This is a genomic window from Paenarthrobacter sp. RAF54_2, from assembly GCF_052113945.1.
Classification (GTDB): Bacteria; Actinomycetota; Actinomycetes; order Actinomycetales; family Micrococcaceae; genus Arthrobacter.
Map to the genome: position 1 here is coordinate 1 of NZ_JBFRDV010000003.1, position 13,378 is coordinate 13,378.

At 62.3% G+C, this 13,378-nt stretch carries 17 protein-coding genes and 1 riboswitch; all 17 genes read left to right on the forward strand.

The features are described 5' to 3' along the window. Positions 1-1,141: SpaH/EbpB family LPXTG-anchored major pilin (locus AB4Y87_RS02845; RefSeq protein ID WP_442002979.1), on the forward strand; the 1,141-nt coding region annotated here is incomplete at its 5' end. 269 nt (positions 1,142-1,410) lie between these two features. Then, on the forward strand, positions 1,411-1,584 hold the full coding sequence (locus AB4Y87_RS02850) for a hypothetical protein (RefSeq protein ID WP_442002980.1): 174 nt from the start codon (positions 1,411-1,413) through the stop codon (positions 1,582-1,584). Between the two features lie 78 nt (positions 1,585-1,662). Then, a complete protein-coding gene (locus AB4Y87_RS02855) occupies positions 1,663-2,040 on the forward strand; it encodes a hypothetical protein (protein ID WP_442002981.1) in 378 nt (125 codons plus the stop codon). A gap of 208 nt (positions 2,041-2,248) precedes the next feature. Next, positions 2,249-2,419: a hypothetical protein gene (locus AB4Y87_RS02860; protein ID WP_442002982.1), complete on the forward strand. Its 171-nt coding sequence runs from the start codon at positions 2,249-2,251 to the stop codon at positions 2,417-2,419. A gap of 37 nt (positions 2,420-2,456) precedes the next feature. Continuing rightward, positions 2,457-3,404, forward strand: a complete 948-nt coding sequence (locus tag AB4Y87_RS02865) for a cytochrome (RefSeq protein ID WP_442002983.1) — start codon at positions 2,457-2,459, stop codon at positions 3,402-3,404. A 50-nt stretch (positions 3,405-3,454) separates the two neighbouring features. Then, the gene (def, locus tag AB4Y87_RS02870; protein ID WP_442002984.1) at positions 3,455-4,027 is read left to right on the forward strand and encodes a peptide deformylase; all 573 of its coding nucleotides are present in this window, start codon (positions 3,455-3,457) and stop codon (positions 4,025-4,027) included. After that, the gene (fmt, locus tag AB4Y87_RS02875) at positions 4,024-4,944 is read left to right on the forward strand and encodes a methionyl-tRNA formyltransferase (protein ID WP_442002985.1); all 921 of its coding nucleotides are present in this window, start codon (positions 4,024-4,026) and stop codon (positions 4,942-4,944) included. Before def ends, fmt begins: the two co-directional genes overlap by 4 nt. Further along, positions 4,941-6,491, forward strand: coding sequence for an RsmB/NOP family class I SAM-dependent RNA methyltransferase (locus AB4Y87_RS02880; RefSeq protein WP_442002986.1), 1,551 nt, complete (start codon positions 4,941-4,943; stop codon positions 6,489-6,491). Before fmt ends, AB4Y87_RS02880 begins: the two co-directional genes overlap by 4 nt. 93 nt (positions 6,492-6,584) lie before the next feature. Next, on the forward strand, positions 6,585-7,271 hold the full coding sequence (rpe, locus tag AB4Y87_RS02885; protein ID WP_442002987.1) for a ribulose-phosphate 3-epimerase: 687 nt from the start codon (positions 6,585-6,587) through the stop codon (positions 7,269-7,271). A 77-nt stretch (positions 7,272-7,348) separates the two neighbouring features. Continuing rightward, positions 7,349-7,502, forward strand: a riboswitch (FMN riboswitch). Positions 7,503-7,589: 87 nt separating this feature from the next. Then, positions 7,590-8,282, forward strand: a complete 693-nt coding sequence (gene pnuC, locus AB4Y87_RS02890; protein WP_442002988.1) for a nicotinamide riboside transporter PnuC — start codon at positions 7,590-7,592, stop codon at positions 8,280-8,282. Positions 8,283-8,323: 41 nt separating this feature from the next. After that, positions 8,324-9,415 carry a bifunctional diaminohydroxyphosphoribosylaminopyrimidine deaminase/5-amino-6-(5-phosphoribosylamino)uracil reductase RibD gene (ribD, locus tag AB4Y87_RS02895; RefSeq protein ID WP_442003157.1) on the forward strand — a complete coding sequence of 364 codons (1,092 nt, stop codon included), beginning with the start codon at positions 8,324-8,326 and terminating at the stop codon, positions 9,413-9,415. Continuing rightward, complete coding sequence (locus AB4Y87_RS02900; protein ID WP_442002989.1) at positions 9,416-10,084, forward strand: riboflavin synthase; 669 nt, start codon at positions 9,416-9,418, stop codon at positions 10,082-10,084. Further along, positions 10,081-10,776: a 3,4-dihydroxy-2-butanone-4-phosphate synthase gene (ribB, locus tag AB4Y87_RS02905; RefSeq protein WP_442002990.1), complete on the forward strand. Its 696-nt coding sequence runs from the start codon at positions 10,081-10,083 to the stop codon at positions 10,774-10,776. The genes AB4Y87_RS02900 and ribB overlap by 4 nt, the downstream gene beginning before the upstream one ends. Further along, positions 10,773-11,477 (forward strand): GTP cyclohydrolase II, encoded by a 705-nt coding sequence (ribA, locus tag AB4Y87_RS02910; protein ID WP_442002991.1) that lies wholly within the window; start codon positions 10,773-10,775, stop codon positions 11,475-11,477. The genes ribB and ribA overlap by 4 nt, the downstream gene beginning before the upstream one ends. 18 nt (positions 11,478-11,495) lie before the next feature. Continuing rightward, positions 11,496-11,981, forward strand: a complete 486-nt coding sequence (ribH, locus tag AB4Y87_RS02915; RefSeq protein ID WP_442002992.1) for a 6,7-dimethyl-8-ribityllumazine synthase — start codon at positions 11,496-11,498, stop codon at positions 11,979-11,981. 132 nt (positions 11,982-12,113) lie between these two features. After that, a complete protein-coding gene (locus tag AB4Y87_RS02920) occupies positions 12,114-12,377 on the forward strand; it encodes a phosphoribosyl-ATP diphosphatase (RefSeq protein WP_018778638.1) in 264 nt (87 codons plus the stop codon). A gap of 84 nt (positions 12,378-12,461) precedes the next feature. After that, the gene (gene hisG, locus AB4Y87_RS02925) at positions 12,462-13,322 is read left to right on the forward strand and encodes an ATP phosphoribosyltransferase (RefSeq protein ID WP_442002993.1); all 861 of its coding nucleotides are present in this window, start codon (positions 12,462-12,464) and stop codon (positions 13,320-13,322) included. The last annotated feature ends 56 nt before the right edge of the window (positions 13,323-13,378 follow it).

The following is a 13,378-nucleotide window of genomic DNA, read 5'->3' on the forward strand; positions in this document are numbered from 1 at the left end:
GCCGGGTACAGGGTACACCCTGGGCGCTGCCCAGGCGAAGACCACCGACGCTGCCGGGACCGCCGGGTTCACCGCGTTGCCGGTGGGCCTGTACCTGGTGACGGAAACGAACTACCCGGCCGGTGTGACGCCGTCGGCCCCGTTCCTGGTGTCCGTGCCGTTGACGGACCCGGATAACAAGGACAACTGGATCTACGACGTCCACGTCTACCCGAAGAACTCCGTTGCCGGGGCCGAGAAGACCGTCACGGACGCCCCTGACGTCAAACTCGGGGACCAGATCGACTTCACCATCACCGGTGACATCCCGAACGAAGCCGTCATCGATGGCTACAAGATCGTGGACGTCCTGGACCCGAAGCTGACCTACGTCGGCGCGTCCGCGACCCTCGTTGACGGCACCCCGTTGACGGCCGGCACGGATTACACCGTGTCCTTCGACGCCGCGACCAACACCGTCTCAGTTATCTTCACTCAGGCAGGCCTGGACAAACTCGAAGCACACAACACCACCCGTGTTCAGGTCATGGTGAACACCAAGGTCAACACCATCGGTGAGATCGAAAACGAAGCCCTCGTGTACCCGAACGCTGCCAGCTTCAACGTTGCACCGGGCCAGCCCGGCGGCCCGATCGTCACACCCCCGGTCGTGACCAAGTGGGGCGAAATGACGCTGCAGAAGGTCAACGAAAACGGTGCAGCCCTCGCCGGTGCTTCCTTCTCCGTCTACACCAACGAAGCCGACGCCAAAGCCGGGACCAACCCGGTGGACCTCAACGGCCAGACGGTCTTCACCGTCGCCGCTGACGGCACCCTGACGATCTCGGGCCTGCGGTACTCCGACTGGGCCAACGGCGCAGCCGTCGCACCCGGAAGCCCGGACTACCGCACGTACTACCTGGTAGAGACCACCGCCCCGGCAGGCTATGAACTGCTCGCCGAGCCGGTGTCCTTCCTGATCAACGCCGCCACCACCACCGTTGGTATCGACCTGAGCGTGAAGAACATCCCCTCCAACAGCGGCTTCCAGCTGCCGCTGACCGGTGGCGTCGGAACCGGCATTCTCTACGCAGCCGGTGCCCTCCTCGTCGTCGGCGCAGCCCTGATGTTCGTCCGCAACCGCCGCACCAGCAACAACTAACACCAGCACCACCAACACTGCAGGGCCCGCTACCCGCGGCCCCCGCAGTGACCCCAAGTGGGGAAGAACGCCAACCACGCGCTCTTCCCCACTTGCATTCGCCGCCGGAATCGCGCGGTGCCAAGCCGGTGATGACCAATTGCATCACCGTGAGTGCAAGGTTTCTACGGAAATGGAATCCGGCAGCCGCACGTCGATGAAGACGGCTCCAGTGTGTTCACGAATGATCACCCATTCCTCTATTGGGTCACGGCCCGTGAATAGTGGACATGGCCGAGGAAATTGCATCAGAATTGAACGCAACGCTTGATGCAACCGAAAGGTTGTCGGTGGGTCCATTTCGTGTACAGCTCTTATTGGAATACGTTCATAGGGAAATGAATCTGCTTGGATTCTTACCAGCTGAAGAGCGCATTCTTGGTATGATGGCGGCAGATCTTTAAGGCTGATTGCCGCCGCATAGCCTCAGAAGTGGCACGTGGCTCAACTAGTGGAGATGGTCAGTAAAAGGGGGAAATCAAATGAGCACGTCGCCTGTCGTACGTCATTCGTCGTCCGCACTAACCCGTTGGGTCGCTTTAGCACTTGCCCTGATGGAAGTTTTTGTTGTCATTGTCGTGGGTGCTTTTTCATCGCCCGGCGGACTTCAGTTGATTTCCGCCCTGGCCTTCATCCCTGTGGCTATTTTGCTTGGACTGGTCGTGCAAGGAAACTTCCCTTCGTCAAAGCGGCAGTGGGCCTACAGCCTGACTCCGATCGCTGGTGCGCTGGTCGTGGTGACCATTCTTTTGGGCACGGTCCTTTTTGCCGGAGCTATGGCTTGGTGGATAGCAGGCGCAGTTCTGTGTGCGCTTCCGTTTCTTGCCTTCTTCCGGTTCGTCGCTGTCGATGGGGAGTAAATACCTTTTCCGGGTGGGTGCGTTCAGCACTGAGTACAAGCCTGATTCGGACACCTGCCGGGGCCTATCGCGAAGTTCATAACTGCGCGACCGCTGATCGATCAATCGCTTGACATTCCTGGGACTCAGCTTCAGGCGGGGTTTTCGTTGTCAGGACTCCGGGGAGCATTCGGCGTCACAAAAATGCCCGCCAGTGCACACCATCAACATGAGTGGATCAACAGAAGCTGAAGACTCCAAGGCACTCCTGAAGGACTTGGCCACAACGTCGCCCATCCTCGCGGCAAAGCTCGCCCGCCTGCCGCCTGAACAAGCGGCCATGATTTTTGGTGAATGGTCCACCGAAGGCCGTATACGCGCAGGCACGCCTGGCGGCTGAGGGGAATTCTGTCGGTGCTCTGTGTCAGAGTCTTTATATGACTGCTCCACTTCTTGCCCACGCTACCGACTACGGACGTATGTACGCCCGCTCCACAACAGAGCAATTCTCTGTCCCCTCCATCACCACGGTGATAGGGCAGCAGGCGCACTCCCTGGACGGTTGGTTCAGTTATATGGGAGCAAGCAGCTTGGCCGCAGATCCCGAACTTCCCGCCGTGCTTGGCAGCCCGGCAAGGATCCGGCAGGCGGTCAATAAGGCCTCCAAAGCTGCTGAGGCCTACAGGGACCAAGCTGCGGCAAGGGGCGATCGCGTCCACAACTACTGTGAGCAGGTAGCCCTTCGCGCCCTGGGTCGTCCGCATCGGATGCAGGAATGCCGCGATGAGCTTGCCTCCCACGGTGAACAGGCCTTTGCAGCGCGCTTCGACGAATGGTGGGAACTGTACAGAGTGGAGCCGCTTGCTCCGGAAATCACTGTCTGGAACAAGACCGTTGGCTATGCCGGCACCCTGGACCTCGTTGCGCGGATTAACGGGCGCATCTGCCTGATCGATTACAAGACCAAGGGCACTACACGCGATGGCACTGTTAAGGCCCTCGACGACAAAGTCGTGATGCAACTTGTGGCGGGGATGAAAGCGGAAGAGAGCCTCGTGGACCCGGTAGCGGGGGAGTGGGAGGCATGGAAGTTTGGCGAGAACCCTATGTTGTTGGCGGTCGCCATCGGAGAAACCGAAGTGAGGCCCCAGCGAGCCAACCCGGATGTCCTGAAGCACCATTGGTGGAAGTTCTGCGCCCTGAGGCGCGTCTGGGAGATGTCAGCTGATGTTACTGCGGCCGGTCAGGCGCTCATGCCCGTCCCACCGCCGTCGTTCGTGTCACCGTCGTTGGAGTCCGCGTCGCTGGTGCCTGCTGGCGCAGCGACTGCCACTGCTGGCGCTGGAGACAACGGCAGCAGCCTGCACTCAACTAAACTGGCTTAGGCTCCGCAACAGCCGGACCAGAGTGTGACGATCGTGAGGACTGACAGCAGATGGCAATTTTGAGTATCCGAATCATTGGGGATCCGGTGTTGCGCACCGTAGCCGATCCCGTCACTGAATTTGGTCCGGAGCTCGCCAAGCTGGTAGCCGACATGATGGAAACCATGGAGGACGTGGAAGGCGCAGGCCTTGCAGCTCCCCAGGTGGGCGTTAGCAAGCGGGTCTTCACCTACCGCATTGGCGGTGTAGAGGGGCACATCATCAACCCGATCCTTGACAACAGCGAAGATTTCCAGCCTGACGAAGTTGAGGGCTGCCTCTCCATACCCGGCCTTGGTTTCCCCGTGCGCCGACACCGGGCAACGCGCGCCACGGGTGTGGATCTCAATGGCAATCCGGTATCAGTTGAAGCCGAAGGTATGTTGGCACGTTGCTTCCAACACGAGACCGATCACCTTGACGGCGTCCTTTTCACGGACAGGCTTGAGGGCGAAGACCGGAAAGCCGCGCTGCGTGCCATCCGAAACGCGAACTACCACGCTGTGACTGAGCAGACCACATCCAAGCGGGCAAGCTCTGTTGGTTCCAGCTTTGGTGCCGGCAGTTTCGGGGCTCCCGAGTGAGGGTTCTCTTTGCAGGAACCCCTGCTGTTGCCGTTCCGTCCTTGGACGCCCTGGTCAAAGCCGGCTTTGACGTCGTTGCAGTGCTGACGCGCCCGGATGCACCGTTAGGACGCAAACGGGTCCTGACGCCGTCGCCGGTTGCCGCCCGAGCGGAGGAACTCGGCATCGAGATCATTCGCGCTGCCAAGGTGGATGCTGACACTACGGCTCGAATTGCTGAAATTGCTCCGGATGTAGCCGCCATCGTGGCTTATGGGGGAATCGTTCCGCGCACTGCCCTGGGCGTTCCCCGGCATGGCTGGGTCAATCTCCACTTCTCGCTTCTTCCCGCGTGGCGTGGTGCGGCTCCCGTGCAGCGCTCCATCATCGCGGGTGACGACGTCACGGGGGCGGCTACCTTCCAACTCGAAGAAGGGCTGGACACCGGCCCTGTGTTTGGCACGCTAACCGAAACCGTGCGGCCGGATGACACTGCTGGCGATCTTCTCGAGCGTCTTTCCCTGAGTGGCGCCGTCCTCCTCAGCCAGACGCTGTCCGCTATCGACGCCGGTCAGGCTGCACCGCAGCCGCAGACGGGCGAGGTTTCCCTGGCCCCCAAACTGTCGCTCGAGGACGGAAGGTTGGACTGGCAGCAGCCGGCCCTTGCCCTGAATCGAAGGGCGCGTGGCGTCACGCCCGAGCCCGGCGCGTGGACAACGTTGGAGGGTCAAAGGATCAAGCTTGAATCCGTCGCACTCCGGCCCGACGTCAAAGACATTGCTCCTGGAGCCATCCGCGTGGATGGAAAGTCCGTGCTGGTAGGGACTGGTTCCCACGCGGTGGAACTGGGGCGGATTCAACCCGCCGGCAAAAAGATGATGTCGTCGGCCGACTGGGCCCGCGGCTTGGCTGCACCTGAGAAAGTGGTATTCGAATGAGTGAGTCCGGCCGGCGAGGCCCCAACAACAGCGGGAGCCGGGACGGTGGCGGACACGCCGATCGTGGAGGCCGCAGCGACAGCAAGCGCAATGCCCAGGGCAGGGAACGAAACAGGGGACCCCAGAGGGGCTACTCCAATAACGCCCCATCCCAGCGCACGCGCCGCGCTGATCCTGCGCGCCTGGTAGCTTACGAAGTCCTCCGTGCCGTCGCATCGGAAGACGCGTACGCGAATCTTGTCCTTCCCGCCAGAATCCGTGAGCACCGCCTGGACCGCCGCGACGCTGGTTTTGCCACCGAGCTGAGCTACGGTGCCTTGCGAGGGCAGGGCACGTACGATGCCATCCTGGCCCGCTGCGTTGACCGCCCCCTCGAGCAACTTGACCCCGCGATCCTGGATGCCTTGCGCATCGGCGCGCATCAGCTGCTCTCCATGCGTGTTCCGGCCCATGCTGCGCTGGACCAAACCGTGGGTCTGGCCCGCGCGGTCATCGGCGCCGGGCCGTCTGCGCTCATCAACGCTGTTCTCCGCAAAGTCACGGCGCACAGCATGACCGAGTGGCTGGACATTCTGCTGGAGCAGGAGACTGACGAGACCAAGATTGCTGCATTGCGGCACGCGCACCCGGAATGGATCGTCCGCGCATTGCGCCAATCGTTGGTGAATCACGGGAGATCCAAGACTGAGATTGAAGCCCTGCTGGAGGCAGACAACGCAGCGCCTGTGGTTAATCTGGTTGCCCTGCCAGGGCTGGGGAACCTTGATGAAGCTTTCGAGAACGGGGCTACAGCCGGAGAGCTGGTAGAGGACTCCGCGCTGTCGGCCGGAGGCGACCTTGGCCGGCTCGAGTCCGTCCGAAAAGGCACTACCCGTGTTCAGGATGTTGGCTCCCAACTCGTGGCCCGCGCCGTTGCAAGCGTCGATCTCGGCGCCCCTGCCCGGGAAGGAGAGCGCTGGCTGGACTTGTGCGCAGGTCCGGGAGGCAAAGCTGCCTTGCTTGCCGCTTTGGCTCACCGCGATGGGGCCACCTTGCTGGCCAACGAGCCCGCCCCGCACCGCGCCAAGCTGGTCCAGCAGGCGCTGTCTGCGGTGCCTGCGGAATCCTGGACGGTGCGGACCGGTGACGGACGGGAGGTTGGCGGCGAACAGCCCGACTCCTTTGACCGGGTGTTGGTGGACGTTCCCTGCAGTGGTCTCGGTGCCTTGCGCAGGCGTCCCGAATCGCGCTGGCGCCGTGCACCCAAGGACATCGCGGACCTCGGCCCCCTGCAGCGTGAACTGCTGACGTCGGCCATCGACGCCGTCAAGCCCGGTGGCGTGGTGGCGTACGTGACGTGTTCACCCCACCCGGCGGAAACAACAGCCGTTGTGGGTGACGTCATGGGAAAGCGTGATGACCTTGAGATGCTCGACGCCGGTCAGGCGCTGGACGCTGTCAGCCTCACCGGAGGCCTCGGGGCCGGGCACGAGCTTACGGCGCAGCTTTGGCCGCACGTTCACCACACGGATGCCATGTTCATGGCCCTCATCCGCAAAAAGTCCTAGCTCCGCAAAAAAAGTCCTGGCTCCGTAAAAAGTCCTAGGCCGCCACCCTCGCTTGAACTCAATCGATAAAACAACTGACCCAAAGGGGCTGCCTTGTTTCAGTGCTGTATCAACCCGAGCATCCTGTCCGCAGACTTCGTCAACCTTGAGGCGGAGCTGCAGCGGATCGCCAATGCCGATGCCGTGCACGTGGATGTCATGGACAACCACTTCGTTCCCAACCTGACGCTTGGGTTGCCGGTGGTACAGCGGATCCAGGCCGTCAGCCCGGTTCCCCTGGATGCGCATCTGATGATTTCGGATGCCGATCGCTGGGCACCTGCCTACGCGGACGCCGGTGTCGCATCAGTGACGTTTCACGCCGAGGCTGCCATGGCGCCTGTCAAGCTTGCCCGTGAGCTCCGGGCCCGAGGTTCAAAAGCGGGTATGGCATTGCGGCCTGCCACTCCGGTTGAGCCGTATCTTGACATGCTCAGTGAACTGGACATGCTCCTGATCATGACTGTTGAGCCGGGTTTTGGTGGCCAGTCGTTCCTGGATATCACCTTGCCCAAGATCCGCCGGGCCCGGGCAGCCATTGACGGATCCGGAATCGGCGTGGCTATTCAGGTGGATGGCGGGATCACTGAGGAAACTATCCTCCGCGCCGCTGAGGCAGGCGCGAATGTGTTCGTGGCAGGCTCAGCCGTGTACGGGGATGAAGACCCCGCGGCGGCAATTGATCGGCTCCGCGCCGCCGGATCTAAGGCCGCAATGGCGGGTGGCTCGGCGAAACCGTGACGACCGTCATCAGATGTTACGAAGATTGCGGGGAATAGCTCAGCCATCTTCGCAGTTGTGGCAGAATAGCAACACACATACGTGCTCCGGGGTCGGTGTAAGTCCGAACCGGCGGTTATAGTCCGCGACCCGCGCGCCTTGGAATCCAAGTAATTGGAAGCTGCTGGCAAACGGTTGAACCGGTGGAATTCCGGTACCGACAGTTAAAGTCTGGATGGGAGAAGCACGTACAGTCATGCTGTGTGCGTCCTTAGGGACGCCGCGCAGTGTGCTGTCGTACACCCCCGGAGCCATCGCGGCTTACTGGGAAGGAACGGCATGGACTTTCTGCGATGGCTCTTCGAAGCACAGATTCCCGTTGGAGGATCTGCGCTTGTTTTACGCGAAGTGCTTGGCAACATCTTTGGGCTCGCCAGCGCCCTCGGCGGAATGCGCCGCAAAGTCTGGGCGTGGCCTGTAGGCATCGTGGGGAATATCCTCCTGCTGACGGTCTTCCTCGGCAACGTTTTCGGCGCAGCCGCCCCCGCAACCCTATGGGGACAGGCTGCACGGCAGATCATGTTCATAGCCGTCGCCGTCTACGGTTGGTACCGCTGGCAACAAGGGCGGCAGGCCAGCACCCAGGGACGCGCAATCCTTCCGGGCTGGGCCAGCAACAAGGTCCGCATAGCCCTCATCGGGGCAATGGTGGCAGGAACGGCCGCCTTGACTCCTCTCTTCGACGCGCTGGGCTCCTACCCGCCCGTGTGGGCCGATGCCTGGACATTCACAGGTTCCCTGCTGGCCACCTACGGTATGGCCCGGGGATGGACGGAGTTCTGGCTCATCTGGGTAGCCGTGGACATCGTTGGCGTCCCGCTCCTCTTCAGCGCCGGATACTACGCCAGCGCCGTCATGTACCTCTTCTACGGCTTCTTTACGTTGACCGGTTTCTTCGTGTGGTGGCGGGCAGAGAAGCGCGAACGTGCCTCGACCGGCCCCGCTCCTGCTGTTGCGGGGGTCGCTCCGTGACTCTGAACCCCAAATTCTTCAGTACCGCCGAGACAGCGGCCATGGACGTGGCACTTGCAGCCGCCTTGAGCGGGCCGCGTGGAGCCAACCCCTTGGTGGGCGCCGTTGTGCTCAGCCCCGGGGGCGAACAACTCGCCGTCGGCTACCATCGGGGAGCCGGCACAGCCCACGCCGAGGCAGATGCCATTCTTGAGGCACGCCGTCAGGGAGTGGACCTTGCAGGAACCACCATGGTGGTCACCCTGGAGCCCTGCAACCACGTGGGCCGTACCGGTCCCTGCGCACAGGCCATCATTGAGGCCGGAATCTCCAGGGTGATTTACGCCGTCGATGATCCCCACGATCCCGCCGCGGGCGGCGCCCGCACGTTGAAAGCAGCGGGAGTCGACGTCGAATCCGGGCTCGACGCCGACAAGGCGTTTGACCTCAATCGCGAATGGTTCGACGCCGTCGCAACCAAACGTCCCTTCGTCACGTTGCACATTGCCCAGACGCTGGACAGCCGCATCGCCGCAGTGGACGGTACCAGCCAATGGATCTCCAGTCCTGAGTCCCTCGCGGACAACCATGCGTTGCGGGGACTCATCGACGCGATCCTGGTGGGCACAGGCACGGTACTTATCGACAACCCCCGCCTTACGGCCCGGGCATCCGACGGTAGCCTGGCTCAGCGCCAGCCGCTCCGCGCCGTCATGGGTTTGAGGGACGTTCCCCAAGACGCGGCGGTACGCGGAACCGATGGCCTTTTTGTGCACCTGCAAACCCGGGACCCGGCGGAAGCGCTCAGCCATCTGTTCCACCAAGGCGTCAGGCACGTCATGGTGGAGGGCGGCTCAAGCATCCTCAGTACGTTCCTTGCTGCTGGCTTGGTGGACGAACTGATCGTCTATCTTGCTCCAACCCTTTTGGGGTCCGGAACGCCCGCTCTGAACGACCTCGGCATTACCACCTTGGCCGATGCCCAGCAATGGGCCTGGGACGATGCCGGTGGCGGGGCTGTACAGACCCTGGGCAACGACCTTCGGCTGCATTTGCGGTCAATGAGATCGGCAACCAATACAGCACCAGGCAGCACCACCACGAATTCCATTCCGCGCAGTGAAGCTGCGGAATACGTCACAGGAGGACACTAAATGTTTACCGGAATCGTTGCCGAACAGGGCACCGTCCTGGGTATTGACCGCGACGGCGATGATAGCGCGACGCTGCGGCTGAAAGCCCCGACCACCACAGAAGGTCTCCCGTTGGGAGGATCCATCGCAGTCAATGGAGTCTGCCTCACCGCCACTCAGATTGACGGGCAGGATTTCAGCGTCGACGTCATGGGGGAGACCCTGGTCCGCACCACCATCGGCGAGTTGGCCGCGGGCGATACGGTGAACCTTGAACGCTGCGTCCCTGCGGGTGGGCGCCTCGACGGCCATGTGGTCCAAGGACATGTTGACGGCGTGGGTGAGCTGCTGGAACGTGAGCCGCTGGGCAACTGGGACCGTTTGCGGTTTGGCGTCCCTGGTCCGCTGGCACGGTACATTGCCGAGAAGGGGTCGATCGCCGTCGACGGTGTTTCGCTGACCGTGACGGCCGTGAGCCCAGCCGCTGAAGCGGCTCCCTGGTTCGAAGTAGGGCTTATCCCTACGACTCTGGAGGAGACAGGCCTGGGGGCTAAGCCGGTTGGTGCCCGGGTGAACCTGGAAGTGGACGTGCTTGCGAAGTACACCGAAAGGCTCCTGTCCTTCGCTCCGCAGGGCTCCCCGGCGCACCGCGCGGGCGAGTCAGCTGGAAACAAGGAGGCTGCGCGATGAGCACGCCGACCAAGACGGTCTCGACGGCGACGGATCGTACAGGTCTGGATCCTGTGGAAGCTGCGATCGCGGCGATGGCTGCCGGCCAGGCAGTCATCGTGGTGGACAACGAAGACCGCGAGAATGAAGGCGACATCATTTTCGCTGCCGAACACGCCACGCCCGCCCTCATGGGGTGGACCATCCGGTATTCATCGGGCGTCATTTGCGTTCCGCTTGAAGCGGAACGTGCGGATGCCCTTGCGCTTCCGCCCATGGTGGCAGTCAATGAGGACGCCAAAGGTACTGCCTACACTGTTTCCTGCGATGCGGCCATCGGAGTGAGCACTGGTATCTCGGCTACGGACCGCGCATTGACGGCCAGGATCCTCGCCGATCCGCAGAGCACTCCAGCGGCGATCACGCGCCCCGGGCATATTTTCCCGCTTCGGGCGGTTAAGGGGGGAGTGCGTGAACGTCCGGGACACACGGAAGCAGCCGTGGACCTGTGTCGGCTTGCCGGGCTTGCTCCGGTGGGCGTGATCGCTGAGTTGGTACATGACGATGGTGAAATGATGCGCCTGGACAGTCTGCGTGATTTCGCCGCCGAACACGGATGCCCCCTCATCTCCATTGAGGATCTGGTGGCATACGTCGACGCGGTAGAGTCCCAGACGGCACACGTTTCAGTGGCAGACGAGGAGAAGCGATGACCGCACCGACAACGCGCAGCAGCGGCGACACCGAGCCCACACCCCACCCGGTGAGCGGCGGCCCGATTGTCCAGCTGCCCACAGCCTTTGGGGACTTTGTAGCCCAGGCCTGGACGGACCACGTTACGGGCGTGGAACACCTTGCCGTGAGTTCCCCCAACCCGCCTAAGGATAGCCAGGCACCACTGGTGCGCCTGCACTCCGAATGCCTCACTGGCGACGTCTTCGGATCTTATCGTTGCGATTGCGGCGAGCAATTGGCCTTTGCCCTGGAACTCATCCACGCTGAGGGTGGAACGCTGTTGTACTTGCGCGGCCAGGAAGGGCGCGGCATTGGCCTCGCCAACAAGATCAAGGCCTACGCGCTGCAGGAAGCCGGTTTCGATACCGTCGAGGCCAACGAACAGCTGGGCCTGCCGGTAGACGCACGCTCCTATGGTGCCGCGGGTCAGATCCTGGCCGAGATGGGCCTGCATGAGGTCCGGTTGCTCAGCAACAATCCGGACAAGCAGAACCGGCTGGCCGAGGCTGGCGTCTCGGTGGTGGAAATGGTTCCCACGGAAGTTCCTTCGCGCGAACAGAACCTTCGCTATTTGCAGACCAAGAAAGACCGGATGGATCACCGTCTGACGCTCGAAACCGAGACCGTCGGCAACGGAAAGACACCGTCCCGAAGCCCCTTTGACCACGAACAAGACTGAACGGAATTCCAGCAAACAATGAGCGGACACGGCGCACCCACCATCGACCTCACCACCCTCAGGCCCGAGGAAACCTCGCAGCTCAAGCTCGCCATTGTGGCAGCCAGCTGGCACACCCAGATCATGGATGGACTGGTTGATGGCGCACTCCGCGCAGCCAAGGAAGCCGGCATCGCCGAGCCCACCCTTCTGCGCGTCCCCGGCAGCTTCGAACTCCCGGTTGCCGCGGCCCGGCTCGCACCGCACTTCGACGCCGTCGTGGCCCTTGGTGTTGTTATCCGCGGCGGGACGCCGCACTTCGAGTACGTATGCCAGGCCGCGACGTCGGGACTCACCGATGTCAGCGTCCGCACCGGCGTTCCGGTCGGGTTCGGCGTCCTGACCTGCGATACGGAGCAGCAGGGCTTGGACCGTGCTGGCCTCCCGGGCTCCAACGAAGACAAGGGACACGAGGCAGTCACCGCGGCCCTTGCTACAGCAGTGACGCTGAAGCAGTACAGCTGACACTGAAGCAGTACAGCCGGCGCTGGGACAGCAAGCGTCGAAGGGGATGTGGGTGTGTCTTCACTCACATCCCCTTCGTCATGCAACGCCCCAACGAGCGGTGCCAGCCCCTAAGCAAGTAGTCTGTAGGGCGTGAAGAATTTCGAGACGCTGTTCGCAGAACTGAGTGAGAAAGCAGCGACCCGCCCGGCAGGCTCGCGTACGGTTGCCGAACTGGACTCCGGAATCCACGGCATCGGTAAGAAAGTGGTCGAAGAGGCCGCCGAAGTCTGGATGGCCGCCGAGTACGAATCCGACGAAGCCGCTGCCGAGGAAATCTCCCAGTTGCTGTACCACCTGCAGGTCCTCATGCTCGCCAAGGGCCTCAGCCTGGAAGACGTTTACAAGCATCTCTAGCCACGCCACTTCGCATTCCTCAAGCGAAGCCAGCTGCGTGGCCGAAGTGCCTGAAAACCTCCATTCCAAACAGAAAGTCTCCCCATGCTCCGTGTAGCAGTCCCCAACAAGGGATCCCTGTCAGAAGCCGCCTCTGCGATGTTGTCCGAGGCCGGTTACCGCCAGCGCCGCGACACCCGCGAACTGGTCATGGTTGATCCCGACAATGACATTGAGTTCTTCTTCCTGCGCCCTCGCGACATCGCCGTGTATGTGGGCCAAGGAACCTTGGACGTCGGAATCACCGGACGCGACCTCCTGCTGGACGCAAAGGTGGAAGCCGAAGAACTCCTTCCCTTGGGCTTTGCCCCTTCCACCTTCCGTTTCGCCGGCCCGGTAGGTGACTTCACCGGCGTCGAACAGCTCGAAGGCAAGCGCCTCGCCACCAGTTACGACGGGCTCCTGCGCGACTATCTGGCGGATCGTGGCGTGAACGCCAAGGTGGTCCGACTGGACGGTGCCGTCGAGTCATCGGTGCGGCTCGGCGTCGCCGACGCCATTGCCGACGTCGTCGAGACGGGCAACACCCTCAAGGCAGCCGGGATGGAAATCTTCGGCGATCCCATTCTTAAATCCGAGGCCGTGCTGATCAGGCGCACAGGCCCAGGTGGTGCCGCGAACGGCACTGCCAAGGAAATCGACGTTCTCATCCGTCGCCTGCAGGGCGTCCTCGTGGCGCGGCAGTACGTCCTGATGGACTACGACATCCGCAAGGACCTGGTGGAGGATGCTGCTGCGCTCACGCCCGGCCTTGAATCACCCACCGTTTCCCCGCTGCGGGACTCGGATTGGGTGGCCGTGCGTTCCATGGTTCCAAAGAAGGAAACCAACCGCATCATGGACGAGCTGTACGATCTTGGCGCCCGCGCCATCCTGGTCAGCAGCATCCACGCCTGCCGTATCTGACCGGACCGCCTCAGCAGCGCACAGCAGAATTCCTCAGCAGCGCACAGCAGAATTAA

Excerpts from the sequence above, each read along its gene's own strand:
- AB4Y87_RS02850 (WP_442002980.1), top strand. The coding sequence starts at position 1,411 with ATGGCCGAGGAAATTGCATCAGAATTGAACGCAACGCTTGATGCAACC.
- AB4Y87_RS02855 (WP_442002981.1), top strand. The coding sequence starts at position 1,663 with ATGAGCACGTCGCCTGTCGTACGTCATTCGTCGTCCGCACTAACCCGT.
- AB4Y87_RS02860 (WP_442002982.1), top strand. The coding sequence starts at position 2,249 with ATGAGTGGATCAACAGAAGCTGAAGACTCCAAGGCACTCCTGAAGGAC.
- AB4Y87_RS02865 (WP_442002983.1), top strand. The coding sequence starts at position 2,457 with ATGACTGCTCCACTTCTTGCCCACGCTACCGACTACGGACGTATGTAC.
- def (WP_442002984.1), top strand. The coding sequence starts at position 3,455 with ATGGCAATTTTGAGTATCCGAATCATTGGGGATCCGGTGTTGCGCACC.
- AB4Y87_RS02880 (WP_442002986.1), top strand. The coding sequence starts at position 4,941 with ATGAGTGAGTCCGGCCGGCGAGGCCCCAACAACAGCGGGAGCCGGGAC.
- pnuC (WP_442002988.1), top strand. The coding sequence starts at position 7,590 with ATGGACTTTCTGCGATGGCTCTTCGAAGCACAGATTCCCGTTGGAGGA.
- ribD (WP_442003157.1), top strand. The coding sequence starts at position 8,324 with ATGGACGTGGCACTTGCAGCCGCCTTGAGCGGGCCGCGTGGAGCCAAC.
- AB4Y87_RS02900 (WP_442002989.1), top strand. The coding sequence starts at position 9,416 with ATGTTTACCGGAATCGTTGCCGAACAGGGCACCGTCCTGGGTATTGAC.
- ribB (WP_442002990.1), top strand. The coding sequence starts at position 10,081 with ATGAGCACGCCGACCAAGACGGTCTCGACGGCGACGGATCGTACAGGT.
- ribA (WP_442002991.1), top strand. The coding sequence starts at position 10,773 with ATGACCGCACCGACAACGCGCAGCAGCGGCGACACCGAGCCCACACCC.
- ribH (WP_442002992.1), top strand. The coding sequence starts at position 11,496 with ATGAGCGGACACGGCGCACCCACCATCGACCTCACCACCCTCAGGCCC.
- hisG (WP_442002993.1), top strand. The coding sequence starts at position 12,462 with ATGCTCCGTGTAGCAGTCCCCAACAAGGGATCCCTGTCAGAAGCCGCC.